Origin of the sequence: Streptomyces longisporoflavus, from assembly GCF_014649775.1 — a bacterium.
Taxonomy (GTDB): domain Bacteria; phylum Actinomycetota; class Actinomycetes; order Streptomycetales; family Streptomycetaceae; genus Streptomyces; species Streptomyces longisporoflavus.
Genome location: NZ_BMTR01000012.1, coordinates 16,465 through 30,934, shown reverse-complemented (window position 1 = coordinate 30,934; position 14,470 = coordinate 16,465). Strand labels below are relative to the sequence as shown.

10 protein-coding genes are annotated in these 14,470 nt (G+C 72.4%); 6 read left to right on the top strand and 4 right to left on the bottom strand.

Going from position 1 to position 14,470, the window contains the following annotated elements:
- Nucleotides 1-76: 76 nt before the first annotated feature.
- Nucleotides 77-832, bottom strand: a complete 756-nt coding sequence (locus IE226_RS24125) for a TIGR03089 family protein (RefSeq protein ID WP_190083442.1) — start codon at nucleotides 830-832, stop codon at nucleotides 77-79.
- 137 nt (nucleotides 833-969) lie between these two features.
- Here IE226_RS24125 and IE226_RS24120 point away from each other — a divergent pair, with 137 nt between their 5' ends.
- The 3 genes from IE226_RS24120 to IE226_RS24110 all read left to right on the top strand — a co-directional run bounded on the left by IE226_RS24120 (nucleotide 970) and on the right by IE226_RS24110 (nucleotide 4,680).
- Nucleotides 970-2,325, top strand: a complete 1,356-nt coding sequence (locus tag IE226_RS24120; protein ID WP_190083441.1) for a peptidoglycan recognition protein family protein — start codon at nucleotides 970-972, stop codon at nucleotides 2,323-2,325.
- Between the two features lie 133 nt (nucleotides 2,326-2,458).
- A complete protein-coding gene (gene manB / locus IE226_RS24115) occupies nucleotides 2,459-3,541 on the top strand; it encodes a mannose-1-phosphate guanylyltransferase (RefSeq protein WP_190083440.1) in 1,083 nt (360 codons plus the stop codon).
- A 128-nt stretch (nucleotides 3,542-3,669) separates the two neighbouring features.
- Nucleotides 3,670-4,680, top strand: a complete 1,011-nt coding sequence (locus tag IE226_RS24110; RefSeq protein ID WP_190083439.1) for a DNA-3-methyladenine glycosylase family protein — start codon at nucleotides 3,670-3,672, stop codon at nucleotides 4,678-4,680.
- A gap of 373 nt (nucleotides 4,681-5,053) precedes the next feature.
- On the opposite strand, the gene IE226_RS24105 is transcribed toward IE226_RS24110, so the two are convergent.
- Genes IE226_RS24105 through IE226_RS24095 form a run of 3 tightly spaced genes read right to left on the bottom strand, consistent with a single transcriptional unit; the run spans nucleotide 5,054 to nucleotide 7,984 of the window.
- Entirely contained in the window at nucleotides 5,054-6,424 is a 1,371-nt protein-coding gene (locus IE226_RS24105; protein WP_190083639.1) for a coenzyme F420-0:L-glutamate ligase, read from the bottom strand.
- Between the two features lie 53 nt (nucleotides 6,425-6,477).
- Complete coding sequence (gene cofD / locus IE226_RS24100) at nucleotides 6,478-7,434, bottom strand: 2-phospho-L-lactate transferase (RefSeq protein ID WP_190083438.1); 957 nt, start codon at nucleotides 7,432-7,434, stop codon at nucleotides 6,478-6,480.
- A gap of 34 nt (nucleotides 7,435-7,468) precedes the next feature.
- The gene (locus tag IE226_RS24095) at nucleotides 7,469-7,984 is read right to left on the bottom strand and encodes a cysteine dioxygenase (RefSeq protein WP_190083437.1); all 516 of its coding nucleotides are present in this window, start codon (nucleotides 7,982-7,984) and stop codon (nucleotides 7,469-7,471) included.
- A gap of 735 nt (nucleotides 7,985-8,719) precedes the next feature.
- On the opposite strand from IE226_RS24095, the gene IE226_RS24090 reads away from it, so the two are divergent.
- The 3 genes from IE226_RS24090 (at nucleotide 8,720) to IE226_RS24080 (ending at nucleotide 14,446) form a co-directional block, all read left to right on the top strand.
- Complete coding sequence (locus IE226_RS24090; RefSeq protein WP_016642094.1) at nucleotides 8,720-8,983, top strand: WhiB family transcriptional regulator; 264 nt, start codon at nucleotides 8,720-8,722, stop codon at nucleotides 8,981-8,983.
- Nucleotides 8,984-9,212: 229 nt separating this feature from the next.
- Nucleotides 9,213-12,950 carry a glycosyltransferase family 2 protein gene (locus IE226_RS24085; protein ID WP_190083436.1) on the top strand — a complete coding sequence of 1,246 codons (3,738 nt, stop codon included), beginning with the start codon at nucleotides 9,213-9,215 and terminating at the stop codon, nucleotides 12,948-12,950.
- Nucleotides 12,947-14,446 carry a DUF5719 family protein gene (locus IE226_RS24080; protein ID WP_190083435.1) on the top strand — a complete coding sequence of 500 codons (1,500 nt, stop codon included), beginning with the start codon at nucleotides 12,947-12,949 and terminating at the stop codon, nucleotides 14,444-14,446. Before IE226_RS24085 ends, IE226_RS24080 begins: the two co-directional genes overlap by 4 nt.
- Nucleotides 14,447-14,470 lie beyond the last annotated feature (24 nt).

Below are 14,470 nucleotides of genomic sequence, written 5' to 3'. Positions count from 1 at the left end.
GCGCTTCTACGACCATGGACCGACGTGACGCCGGGGGCCTCCGGGCCAGGGGCCCTGGTGGGCCGAACGGGGGGTGTCAGCCGGTCTTTGCGGTGACCCGCTCGTCCTCGATCCGCTTCGCGAGGCCGTCCCCGGACAGCTGGTCGAGATGGCGGCAGAGCACCACGGAGCCGCCCGCCGCCAGCGGGGCGTACAGGCCGGAGCTCAGGCCCTCCCAGGTGTCGTACGAAAGACCCGAGAGCAGCCTGGAGCCGGGCGCGAGCCCCAGGGCCCCGGCATCGGCGCGGGCCCGCTCCACCAGCTCGGCACCCGTCAGCTCGCCTGCGCCGCCGACGGCGAGGGCGGTCTCGTCCGGGTCGACGGGCGCGTACGGGGCGAAGCGGTCGCCCTGGCCCGGCACCTCGACGGCGTAGTCGGCGAAGCCTTCGGGGGTCTGCGGAAAACGCCCCCCGAGCGGCCGGAGCGCGAGTGCGACCCGCTCCCCGGAGCAGGCCCGCGCGGCGTCGAGCGATCCGGGCCCGCTGACGACGAGGTCGGCGCCGGCCGGGTCGCCGCCCACGTCCGCGACGACGCCGACGGACGAACAGGCGAGCAGCCATACGGCCGTCTGCCAGTGCGCGGGCAGCAGCAGGGCGAGCCGGTCGCCGGGCTCGGCGGCGAGATCGCCCTGGAGCAGATTGGCGGTCTTGGCCACCCAATTGGCGAAGGTGGCCACGGACAATTCCACGCGCTCGCCGGTGGCGTCGTCGTAGAAGGTGATGAGCGGGCGGCCCGGGTCCGCGGCGAGCGCGGATCGCAGCAGGTCGGCAGGGGTGCGGTCGGTGGCGTTCACGGGCGCAAGGGTACGCGCGCGCTTCGTCGGCCCGGGCGTGGCGGGGGAGCGCGGGCCACCGGTTCGGAGGACACGAACAGACGACCCGTCAATTCCGCAATGGACAGAAATGCTCATCTATGCCAACTATCAGTCGTATGCGTGGATTTCTTGCTTCCTCGATCGGCGTCACATGCGCTGCCGCCCTGGCGCTCCCTCTCACCCTGCCGTCGTCCGACGCCCGTGCCGGGACTCCGGCCCGGTCGCAGGCCGGGCGGTCCGCGGAGTCGGTTGCGGGCAGTACCCAGTCGCTCCGGCTCGGCCCGCTCGGCTCCGACCGCTCACCGGGCGGCGGCTCCTCCAACGAACAGGGCCTGCTCCAGCGAGAGGTCCGGCCCTTCTCCCTCGTCGGCGTCATCTGGGACGACCCGGAGGCCGAACTGCACGGCAGCGTCCAGGTCCGCACGCGTGCCTCCGGCACCGACAACTGGTCCGCCTGGCAGTCCGTGGAGACGCACAACCACGAGCACGCCGCCGACCCGGACGCCGAGGAGCGTGCCTCGGGCCGGGTCCGCGGCTCCACCGCACCACTGTGGGTCGGCGACTCGGACGGGGTCGAGATCCGCGTACGGGGCGAGGCGGCCCAACGGCACGGAAGCGAGGCCGACCGGCACCGCGCGCTCGCGGGGGTGCCCGCCGACCAGGTCCTTCCGGAAGGCCTGCGCGTCGAACTCGTCGACCCCGGCGCCGAGCCGGCCCCGCAGGACGCCGGGCCGGCCGGTGCCCACTCGGCGGCCATGACCGGCGAGAACGCCGCCGTCCTTCCCGCGCTCAGCAAGGCGGAGACGGAGGCCGAGCTCACCGCGACCCGCGGCGCCCCGGAACGGGCCGACGACAAGGGCAAGCCCTACGTGGGGCCCCGGCCGCGCATCATCACGCGCAAGGGCTGGGGCGCGGACGAGAAACTGCGCGAGAAGAAGTTCGCGTACACCAAGACGGTGAAGGCCGCCTTCGTCCACCACAGCGCGTCCGGGAACAACTATCGCTGCTCACAGGCGGGATCCGTGCTGCGCAGCATTTACCGCTACCACGTCAAGAGCAGCGGCTGGCGTGACTTCGGCTACAACTTCGCGGTCGACAAGTGCGGAAACATCTACGAAGGGCGTGCCGGAGGTGTGGCCAAGCCCGTCCTCGGGGCCCACACTCTCGGTTTCAACACCAACAGCACGGGCATCGCCGTCATCGGCAGCTACAGCTCCGTCAACCCGCCCACGGCCGCGGTGAACGCGATCGCCCGCCTGACCGCATGGAAACTCGGCCTGTACGGAGCGAACCCGCGAGGAACGACATATCTGAAGTCCGGGGGTGGCAATCTGTACAAGAAAGGCAAGAACGTCCGCCTCCAGGTAATCTCCGGGCACCGTGACGGTTTCCGTACGGAATGCCCCGGTGTCCGGCTCTACAAGAAGCTGGGCAGCACCCGGTCGACCTCGGCCCGCCTCCAGGGCCGCTGAGGCCGGAGCGCGCCGCACGACCCGCACACCGCACGACCCGCACAGCGCACTGCACGATCTGCAAAGCCATCTGCATACACTGGCCGGCCGCGACTCAAGTTCGGCCGGCCCCAGCAGGAAGCAGAGACGACAGGTGACAGAAGCGATCCTCCTGGTCGGCGGCAAGGGCACCCGGCTGCGTCCGCTCACGGTGCACACACCCAAACCGATGGTTCCGGCGGCAGGCGTCCCGTTCCTCACCCACCAGCTGGCGCGGGCCCGCGCGGCAGGCGTGGAGCACATCGTCCTGGCGACCTCGTACCTCGCCGAGGTCTTCGAGCCGTACTTCGGCGACGGCTCGGCGCTCGGTCTCCACATCGAGTACGTCACGGAGACCGAGCCCCTCGGCACGGGCGGCGCGATCCGCAACGTGGCATCGCGCCTGCGCTCGGGGCCCGAGGACCCGGTCCTGATCTTCAACGGCGACATCCTCACCGGCCTCGACATCCGCGCCCTGGTCGCGACGCACGAGGAGTCGGGGGCGGACGTCTCCCTGCACCTCACGAAGGTCGACGATCCCCGCGCGTACGGCCTCGTGCCGACCGACGGAACGGGACGGGTGCAGGCCTTCCTGGAGAAGCCGCAGACGCCCGAGGAGATCGTCACCGACCAGATCAACGCGGGCGCGTACGTGTTCCGCCGCTCGGTCATCGACACGATCCCGGCAGGCCGCCCGGTCTCGGTCGAACGCGAGACGTTCCCCGACCTGCTCGCCTCCGGAGCCCACCTCCAGGGCATGGTCGACTCCACGTACTGGCTGGACCTGGGCACGCCCCGGGCCTTCGTACGCGGCTCCGCCGACCTGGTACTCGGCCGCGCCCCGTCCCCCGCGATCCCCGGCCGCTGCGGCGACAGCCTGGTCCTGCCGACCGCCACGGTCGCACCGGACGCGAAGCTCACCGGCGGCACGGTCGTCGGCGAGCACGCGGTGATCGGCGAAGGAGCCAGGGTGGACGGCAGCACGATCCTCGCGGGCGCGGTCGTCGAACCCAACGCCGTGATCACGGAGTCCCTGATCGGCGAGGGCGCGAGGGTGGGCGCCCGCACGGTCCTGGCGGGCGCGGTCATCGGCGACGGCGCGGACGTCGGCCCCGACAACGAACTCCGCGAGGGCGTACGGGTGTGGTGCGGGGCGGGGCTGCCGGCGGGGGCGGTGCGTTTCTCGTCGGACCAGTGACGACCCCGGCGTAGCCGGTGATGTGTGACACGCGAGGCCCGGGCGCCCGGCCGGTTTCCGGGAAGGGGCGCAGCCGGGGAACGGGAAAGGGCGGAGCCGGGTAAACAGAAGCCCTTACCCTCATACAGATGTCATCCCGTTTCGCCCCCCGCTCCACCCCCACCCGCACCACGGTGCGCGGCGGCGAAACGGTCGTACCCAGGGGAGTGCCCCGTCGCCCTTCGGCGGGACAGACCCGGACATGGACCCCGCCCTACCCCCTGAACCTGGGCCTGACCCTGGGCCCGCTGCGAAGGGGACCCGCGGACCCCACGTTCCGGGCGACCCCCGACGGCTCGGCCTGGCGAGCCAGCCGCACCCCGGAAGGCCCCGGCACGCTGCGGGTCGCCCAGCGCGCGGAGTCGGTGGAGGCGGAGGCGTGGGGCCCGGGAGCCGCCTGGCTCCTGGACCAACTCCCCGACCTCCTTGGCGAATCGGACGCCCCGGAGGCGTTCGTCCCCCGCCACCGCCTCCTCGCGGTGACGGCACACCGGCGCCCCGGCCTCCGCCTGATCCGTACGGGCCTGGTCCTGGAGTCCCTGATCCCGTCGATCCTGGAACAGAAGGTCACGACGGACGAGGCGTACCGCGCGTGGCGCCTCCTGGTCCGCAAGTTCGGCGAAGCGGCCCCCGGTCCGGTCCCCGCCCAGCTGCGCATGCACGTCATGCCGGAGCCGAGGACATGGACCCTGATCCCGTCCTGGGAGTGGCACAAGGCGGGCGTGGACGACAAACGCGCGTCGACGATCCTGCGGGCGGCACGCGTGGCCGCGCGCATGGAGGAGGCGGCGACGATGCAGCCGCTCCAGGCGCAGGCCCGCCTGGAACTGATCCCGGGGATCGGCCCGTGGACGTCGGCGGAGACGATCCAGCGCAGCAACGGCGCCCCGGACGCGGTCACGGTGGGCGATCTCCATCTGCCGGGCATCATCGGCCACGCCCTGGCGGACGACCGCACGGCGGACGACGAGGAAATGCTGCGCCTCCTGACCCCCTACGCGGGCCAGCGCCACCGGGCGGCCCGCCTGATCCTCCTGAGCGGCCGAATCCCGTCCCGCAGAAAACCGGGAATGCCAAAGTTCGACATCTCCAAACTCTGACTCTCTGCAAGGGAGCCAGGGGAGAACACCAGGAGCCCCGTAAGGGGTCCGCGGGGAACGAGCCCCGTAAGGGGCGCGGGGAACGCCGCGAGCAACGACGACGAGCCCGCGGCCGAGGGGCGGCCGGGGCCCCGTAAGGGGCGCGGGGAACGGCGTGAGGACCGACGACGAGCCCGCGGCCGAGGGGCGGCCGGGGCCCCGTAAGGGGCGCGGGGAACGGCGCGAGCAACCACGACGCACCCGCAGCCGAAGAAGCAGCCTTTTCAGGGGCGCGGGGAACTGCGCGACAAGCCCCCACCAGCCCGCAGCCAAGCGAAAAGCCCCAAGCCCCCCGAGCCCCCCGGGCCCCCAGTTCCAACGCCCCCCGGCGAGATCAAAGCACCCGGACGAAGCCCCCCACACCCCGCGCAGCCCGAGCCGCAGGCTCCCCCGCCGCATGCCCCACGGCCACCGCCCCCATCGGGTCCCACGACCCCGGAAGCCCGAGAACCTCCCGTACGACATCCCGGCAGAACATCGTCGACGAGACCCACGCGGACCCCAGCCGCTCCCCGGCGAGAGCCACAAGGAAGTTCTGCACCCCGGCCCCCGCGGCGACCACGAACATCTCCCGCTCGGCCGCGTCCCGCCGCTCGTCCCCGTACGTATGGGAGCCGTCCATGACCATGCAGGGCACCACCAGATAGGGCGCCCTGCGCAGGACGTCCCCCCGCCGCACCCGCTTCGCGATGGACTCCGCGGACTTGCCGTCCCGCCGCAGGTCCGCGACCCACGCGTCCCGCATCGCGTCGAGCAGCCGCACCCGCGACTCCTCGGACTCCAGCAGGACGAACCGCCACGGCGTCGTGTGATGCGGCGCCGGTGCGGTCACGGCCGCCGCCACGGCCCGCCTGACGGCCCCGGGGTCCACCGGCTCGTCCGTGAACTCCCGGACGGTCCGCCGCTGCGTCACGGCCTCCCGTACGGCCTCGGACGTCCCGAGCCGGAACATGTCGTCCCGCGAACTACGCACCATGGCGCGAGCCCCGCCAGCAGACCCACCAGCCCCGTCACCGGACGACGACGCACCAGCCCCGTCACCGGACGGCAACGCACCAGCCCCGTCCACCACATGCGAAAGCCCCCGGACCACCGCCACCGGCAGCCCCGCAGCCTTCCCCTTGACCAGATCCCCGGCGGCGGCCAACTCGTCAGCGGTGGCGACGACCGTCGCGCTCAGCGGATTGCCGTACGCGTCGACGCCCCCGCGCAGATCGTCGAGGACCCGCACGCCCGCCGCCCCGATGGCGACATCGGTCAGGCCATTGCGCCAGGGCCGCCCGAAGGTGTCCGTGACCACGACCCCGACGTCCACGCCCAGCACGTCCCGCAGCCCGTCCCGCACCGCGCGCGCCGAGGCGTCGGCGTCCTCGGGCAGCAACAGCACGGTCCCGGCGGGAGTGTTGGAGGCGTCGACACCGGCGGCGGCCATGACAAGGCCCTGCCGGTTCTCGACGATGCGCAGAGTGCCGCGCCGCGCCACCACCCGCACCGTCTCCGCGTCGATCGCCGCCTCGCGGTCGCTCGCCTCGACGATCCGCCCCTCGGCCTTGCTGACGATCTTCGAGGTGACCAGGAGCACGTCACCGTCGGCGAGCCCCGGCTCGGCGGCGGCGATCAGCTTGGCGAGATCGTCCCCCTGCCGCACCTCGGGCAGCCCGGGAACGGCCCACACCCGAAACGACGGCGAAGCCCCGGCATCCACATCCGTGTCAGAACCCGCGTCCGAGCCCGTGTCCGAATCAGCGTCCGAGAAGCTCACGCGCGCACATCCTCCGCCAAAGCGAGCGCCGCCCGCGCCATCTCGGCGGTGGCGTCGGCGTCGCTCATCATCAGCGGAATCGCCCGGCACCGGATGCCCGCCGACTCGACCCGCTCCACGACCCCGGCGTCCACCGTGTCGACGAGCCACCCGTCAAGCAGCCCGCTTCCGTAGTGCTCGGCGACCGCGGCGGCCGAGGACTCCACGCCCACCGCGGCGAGCACCTTGTCGGCCATGCCCCGCACGGGCGCGTCCCCGACGATGGGGGAGAGCCCGACGACGGGCACGCCCGCGTCGGCGATGGCCTCGCGGATCCCCGGCACGGCGAGGATCGTGCCGACGCTCACCACGGGGTTGGACGGCGGGAAGAGCACGATGTCCGCCTCGGCGATGGCCTCCAGGACGCCGGGCGCGGGCTTGGCCTGTTCCGCGCCGACCGGCACGACGGCCTGCGCGTCCACGGACGCCCTCAGGCGCACCCAGTACTCCTGGAAGTGCACGGCCTTCTGCTCGCCGTCGATCGTGACGGCGACATGCGTCTCGACGCGGTCGTCCGACATCGGGATGAGCCGCACGCCCGGCTGCCAGCGCTCGCACAGCGCTTCCGTCACCGCGCTGAGCGGGTATCCGGCGGCCAGCATCTGCGTCCGCACGATGTGGGTGGCGAAGTCCCTGTCGCCGAGCCCGAACCACTCGGGCCCCACTCCGTAGGCGGCGAGTTCTTCCTTGACCTTGAATGTCTCGTCCGTACGACCCCAGCCCTGCTCTTCGTTGATGCCGCCGCCGAGGGTGTACATCACGGTGTCGAGGTCGGGGCAGACCTTGAGGCCGAACAGGTGGATGTCGTCACCGGTGTTGCCGATGACGGTGATGTCCGCGTCAGGCGCGGCTTTCTTGAGCCCGCGGAGGAAACGGGCGCCGCCGATACCGCCGGCCAGGACCACAATGCGCATGAGCCCAAGCATGTCAGGCACATACGACAGCGCGTCAGGCGGTTACGACATCTCCGGCCGCCGGAGCGGTCTCCCGTACGCCGCACCGCGCCGCGTGCATCGGCATGTCGGTCAGGCCGGGGTAGTAGACGTGCAGGCTGACGGCGGGCTCCAGGGAGTCGTTGACGACGTCGTGGACGTAGCCGGGCGCGAACACACGCTGGGCGCCCGCGCCGAGCGCACGCTGTCCGCGCTCCGTACGCTCCGTCAGTTCGCCCTCCAGGACGGTGAGTACGCCGGAGGAGGGCCCGTGGTCGTGCGGCCCGCTGCCCTGTCCGGGTACCCAGGAGAGCAGCCAGACCTCGTATCCCGGCCCCGTGCGCAGGCGGTGGTACCACCGGCTCGTCGCGTCGTACTCGACGAGGTGGGCCCACTGGGCGCGGTCGGCCGCGATCGTGCGGGCCATGCCGACGAACTCGGCCACCGTGGCCGGGTGCTCGCGGGCGGGCTGCAGGAGGTGCGTGACTTCGAGGATGTCGCCGGCGATCTGGAGGTCGCTGTCGCTGTTCATGGTGCGGTGGTTCCTCAACGTGAGTGTCGGGAGTCGCTGGAGCAAATGCGAGGGAACAGAAGGAGGCCGCAGGGCCAAGGACGGGAAAAGCGGCTCGGGCGGCGATACGGCGCCTAAGCGGGCTCAACAGCCGGAAGCGGGCAGCCTCAACAGCTGGAACAGGAACAACGACAGCGCGCGTGGACAGCACCGAGGAGCCCGCTGGTGCGGGTCGTCGAGAGTGTCAAGTTCGCGAGCATGCCCACTAGAAGACCGGCTCACACCTTCTCTGTCAACTCTATGTCCGCTATGCGAGATATGTTTCACCTCATCCGGTTGTTCTGTGAGGTGAAAGGTTTGTGCACGGGGTACACGGGACACCCAGGGGACACGTTGGGCTTCAACCGGCGCGACCGGCTCGTAAACCCCGTTGTGATCCCGTGACCCGAATGTGATCCGCTTCGCTTCGGGGGGCCGGTCGCAACGGCACCGATCTCCGTGGCGTCCTTCCCTGGTGAAGGCGTCCGGTGAGAGCGGTTGCGGGGCGCCTCGGGATGGACGCTGACGGCTGTCAGGGTTTATGCCGATTTGAACACTTTCCGCATTACCTTGGTTCCGCAGGGTGAATAAGGGGCCCAATAGCAGATCTCGGCTTGACTGGCCCGGATCGGCACACTTGTAATTTCACTCGTGTCGTTCAGCCGAAATCGGTAACGGCAAGCACCACGGGGACGCACAGACAGACGAGGGGCGCACATGACCGAGCTGGTTCAGGAACTGCTGGTCGAGGACGCGGACGAGGAACTCGGCTGGCAGGAGCGCGCGCTGTGCGCCCAGACCGATCCCGAGTCCTTCTTCCCCGAGAAGGGCGGCTCCACGCGAGAGGCCAAGAAGGTCTGCCTCGCCTGTGAGGTTCGCTCGGAATGCCTTGAGTACGCACTGGCGAACGACGAGCGGTTCGGAATCTGGGGCGGTCTTTCGGAGCGCGAGCGCCGCCGGCTGAAGAAGGCCGCCGTCTGAACACCGGCCAGTTCGCAGCGGACAGGAGACCCCGCGCAAGAGCCTGTCCGGCCCGAACAAACGGCGCACACCCCTACGTAAAGAACAGCCCGCCGCCAGTGGGTTATCCACAGGCGGCGGGCTGTTGTGATGCCAGCCGTTAGTGTGGGGCCCCGTCCGAGACGCCCCGGCGCCCCCATGAAGCGCAGGCGTCCACCGCAGTCCATATCGAACCGGGGCCCGTACCTCGATGTCCGTGCACAGCCATTCGGCAGCCGCTCACCACGACGCTGCCGCTCCTGAGTTCCCGCGGCACGTCGTCACCGCCGTGATCGTCTCCCACGACGGCGCCCGCTGGCTGCCCGACGCCCTGGCCGGCCTGCTCGGCCAGGAGCGCCCGGTGCAGAACGCCGTGGCCGCGGACACCGGCAGCGCGGACGACTCCGCCCGCCTGGTCACCGAGGCACTCGGCCCCGACCGCGTCCTGCACCTGGCCCGCCGCTCCGGCTTCGGCACCGCCGTCGACGAGGCGAACCGCACCGCCGGCGTGCTGACTCCGGAGGAGCTGCCGTATCTGAAGCGCCCCAGCGGCTGGGACCCGGTCAGCCGGACCTGGCGGGACGAGGCGTACGACCTCCCGGAGTTGCCCCACGGCGAGCCCGAGCAGTGGCTGTGGCTGCTGCACGACGACTGCGCGCCCGAGCCGGGCGCCCTCGCCGAACTGCTCCGCGTCGTGGAGAACGAACGCGAGGTCGGCAAGGACGTCGCGATCGTCGGCCCCAAGCTCCGCGGCTGGTACGACCGCCGTCAGCTCCTCGAAGTCGGCGTCTCCATCGCCAACAGCGGCCGCCGCTGGACCGGCATCGACCGCCGCGAACAGGACCAGGGCCAGCACGACCACGTACGACCGGTCCTCTCCGTGTCCACCGCGGGCATGCTCATCCGGCGTGACGTCTTCGACGAACTGGGCGGCTTCGACCGGCACCTTCCGCTCATGCGGGACGACGTCGACCTGTGCTGGCGCGCGCAGAACGCCGGCCACCGCGTCCTGGTCGCCCCCGAAGCCGTCGTACGGCACGCCGAGGCCTCATCCCGCGAGCGCCGCACCGTCGACTGCGTCGGCCGTACGTCGACGTCGCCGCACCGCGTGGACAAGGCGGGCGCCGCCTACACCCTGCTCGTCAACGCCCGTGCGGCCGTGCTGCCCTGGTTGCTGTTCCGGCTCGTGGTGGGCACCCTGCTGCGCACCGTCGCGTATCTGGTCGGCAAGGTGCCCGGCCAGGCCGTCGACGAGGTCGCCGGTCTCCTCGGCACGCTGCTGCGGCCCGGACGGATCACCGCCGCCCGCAAGAAGCGCGGCAAGCCGGCGCTCGAACCGGCCGAGCTGCGGCCGCTGTTCCCGCCGCCGGGCGCCACCGTGCGCGCCACCGTCGAACAGGTCGCGGGCAATGTGGTCGGCCGTTCCGACCCCGAGGCCGTCACCGGCGCGGGGCGGCACGGAACCGTCGAATCCGGACCCGGCGGGGACGACGCGGACTTCCTCCAGGTCGAGCAGTTCGCACGTCTGAAGCGCCTGGCCCGCAAGCCGGGCCCGATGCTCTTCGTGCTGCTCCTCTTCGCCTCGCTCATCGCCTGCCGCGAACTCCTCGGCAGCGGCGCGCTCGCGGGCGGCGCACTGCTTCCCGCCCCCGGCGACTCCTCCGGCCTCTGGGCGCGCTATCTCGACGCCTGGCACCCCGTGGGGACCGGCGGCACGCAGTCGGCCCCGCCCTACATCGCGCTCGTCGCGGGGCTCAGCACCCTGATGTTCGGGTCCACCGGACTCGCGGTCACCGTGCTCCTCGTCGGCTCGGTGCCGCTGGCCGGGTTCGCCGCCTACTTCGCCTCGCGCCCGCTGGTCGAGTCGCGCCTGCTGCGCGCCTGGGCCTCGGTCGCCTACGCCTTCCTGCCGGCCGCCACGGGCGCGCTCGCGGGCGGCCGCATCGGCACCGCCGTCCTGGCGATCCTGCTGCCGCTCATGGCGCGCGCGGGCATCGCGGCGAGCGGACTGGCCTCCGCCGAGGGCAACCGCGGCAGCTGGCGCGCCTCCTGGGCGTTCGCCCTGCTCCTGACGATCACCACCGCCTTCACGCCGGTCGTGTGGCCGATCGCACTGGTGCTCGGCCTCGCGCTCCTCGTGGTGCGCAGGGGCGACATCGCGGCGTACGGCCTGCGCTTCCTCGCCGCACTGGGCACCCCGCTCCTGATCCTCGCGCCCTGGTCGCTCTCGCTGCTGCCCTTCGGCTTCTTCACCGAGGCCGGGCTCGAATTCGGCACCGGCTCCGCGACCGGGCTCGATCTGCTCGGCGGCAGCCCCGGCGGCCCCGGCACCGTGGACGGGCTGCTGCTCGTCGGCATCGTGCTCGCCGCCCTTGCCGCGCTCCTGCGCACCGAGCGGCAGCTCGCCGTCCGTACCGCCTGGCTCGCCGCACTGGTCTCGCTGGTCTTCGCCGCGCTCTCGAACGGCTCGGCGTGGGCCGGGCCCGCCACCCTCGGCTACGGCCTCGCGCTCCTCGCCGCCGCCGCGCTCGGCGCCGACGGCGCACGCACGCGTGTCGCCGAGCAGAGCTTCGGCTGGCGCCAGCCGGTCGCCGTCCTCATCGCCTTCGCCGCCGCCGCGGGACCGCTCCTCGTCGCCGCCGGGTGGATGATCCGCGGCGCCGACGGCCCCCTGGAGCGGCGCGATCCGGTGCAGGTGCCCGCGTTCGTCGCCGAGGAGAGCGGCACGCAGGACCAGGCCCGCACGCTCGTCCTGGACAGCGAGTCGGCCGCCCGCGTCTCGTACACCCTCGTGCGCGGCTCCGGTGCCCGGCTCGGTGACGCCGAACTCGCCGAGGCGGGCGGCTCGAACCAGCACCTCGACAAGATCGTCGCCCGGCTCCTCGCGGGCTCCGGCGCCGACCAGGCGGACCAGCTCGGCGGCTTCGCCGTGCGCTACGTCCTCGTACGCGACGGCGCGCCCCGCCAGATGAGCCGCACCCTGGACTCCACGCCCGGCCTCACCCGGCTCAGCCAGGAGGACGGCAGCGCCCTGTGGCGCGTGGACCGGCAGGTCTCGCGCGCCGCGATCGTGCCCGGCTCCGGCGACCCCCAGCCGGTCGCCGCGGGCCCCGTGGAGCTGCACACGAACATCCCGGCCGGCGACGAGGGCCGCACGCTGCGGCTCGCCGACGCGGCCGACGAGGGCTGGACGGCCACCCTGGACGGCCGCCCGCTGACCGGGACCACCCTGGACGGCTGGGCGCAGGGCTTCGAACTGCCCGCGACGGGCGGCCGGCTCGACGTCACGTACGACGCGCCGGTGGGCCACACGGGGTGGCTGTGGGCGCAGGGCGCGCTCGCCGTGGTCCTGGTGGTCATGGCCCTTCCCGGCCGCCGCCGTCACGTGGACGACGACCTCCCGGACGAGCCCGTCATCCCGGCCCAGCCGGTCGAGGGCGAGGGGCGCAGGGCGCGCAGGCTGCGGGCCGCCCAGGCCGAGCAGGAAGCCGCGCAGGCGCAGGCGGGCGCCGGGCAGGACGACGCCGGGGCGCTTTCGCCCTCGCCCCCGCCGCCTCCGCTTCCGCTTCCGGAGGAAGAAGCCTTCGCCGCGGTGCCCCAGCAGCAGTCGTACGAGGAGTGGGAGGCCCCCGCGCACCCCGCGCACCCCGCGGACACGGGCGCCGACTACGGCACGTACCAGGGCGGGCAGCAGTACCAGGAGGCGCAGTACCAGGACGCGCAGTACCAGGCGGGCGGCTACGACCAGTCCGACCAGCCCGGGTACCAGGACCCCTACCAGGGCGGCCAGTACGACCCGTACGCCTACGGAGGCGCGCAGGGCGGCGCCGAGCAGTACGGGCAGTCGTACGACCCCGTGTACGGGCACCAGCAGCCTCCGGTACCGCCACAGCCCCCGCAGCCGCCGCACGGCACCGACAGTGAGCGCCCCGACGGGAGCCAGCAGTGAACCGCACGACCCAGTCCCTGATCGCCGCGGTGGCCGCGCTCGCCGCCGTCACCGGATTCGCCGTGGCCAACGAGCCCGACGGCAGCGGCGACGACGGAGCGAAGGCGGCCGCGCGGCTGCCCGTCGAGCGCACCAGTCTGCTCTGCCCGGTGCCCAGTTCGTCCGACCTCGCCGAGACCTCGTACACGGCGTTCACGCCCGCGGGCGAGGGCTCCGGCAAGACGGGCAAGGCGCAACTGCTGCCCGCCACCAGGGCGTTGAAGGTCACACCGGAGGGTGCCGCCAGGGAAGAGAAGAAGGACGACAAGCCCTTCCTGACCTCGAAGGCGCCGGGCAAGCCCGTCACCGGCGAGGAGTCCGGGGGCGACGTGCCCGCGCTCATCGGCACCGCGGACGGCAGACTCGCTCCCGGCTGGACGGTCCAGCAGACCACCAAGTACGCGGTGGGCAGCGGCCGCGGTGTCCAGGGCACCAACTGCACGGCCCCCGACACGGACTTCTGGTTCCCCGGCGCGAGTACCGACAAGGACCGCAGCGACTACGTCCACCTGACCAACCCGGACGACACGGCGGCCATCGTCGACGTCGAGCTGTACGGCAAGGACGGCGCCCTCAAGACCGAGGTGGGCGAGGCGATCCAGGTCCAGCCGCACTCCAGCGTCCCGGTCCTGCTCTCCACGCTCTCGCCCAAGGAGCAGACCAACCTCACGATGCACGTGACCGCGCGCAGCGGCCGGGTCGCGGCCGCCGTGCAGTCCTCGGACGACAAGCTCGGCGGCGACTGGCTGCCCGCGTCCGCGGACCCCGCGAGCCGCCTGGTCCTGCCCGGCATCCCCGAGGACGCCACTTCGGTACGTCTGGTGGCCTTCGCGCCCGGCGCCGACGACGCCGACCTGAAGGTCCAACTGGCCTCGCCCACCGGCTCGATCAGCCCGGCCGGACACGCGAACCTGCACGTCAAGTCCGGCATGACGAGCGCCGTCGACCTGGGTGACGTCACCAAGGGCGAGGCGGGCTCGCTGATCCTGACGCCGACCGAGGACGCGGCGCCGGTGGTGGCGGCCCTGCGCGTCACCCGGGGCAAGGGCGCCGACCAGGAGACGGCGTTCATCCCCGCCACGAACGCGATCGGCACGCGCGCGACGGTGGCCGACAACCGGGCCAAGGGTTCCACGCTGTCCCTCGTGGCCCCCGGCAAGACCGGGAAGGTCAAGGTCACGGCGTCCGAAGGCTCCGAGGGCGGCTCGCCGACGAGCAAGACGTACACGGTCAAGGGCGGTACGACGCTGGGGGTCAAGGCCCCCGTCCCGAGCGGCCTCAAGGGCACGTACGCGATCACGGTGGAGCCGGTCTCCGGAGGCGACGTCCACGCCTCCCGCATGCTGGAGTCCCCGGAGGACGGCATCCCCATGTTCACCGTCCAGACCCTGCCGGACGACAGGGGGACGGTGTCGGTGCCGGAGGCGGAGCAGGACCTGAAGGTGCTGCAGAAGTAGCCCGGCCGGGGTAGGGGCCAGGGG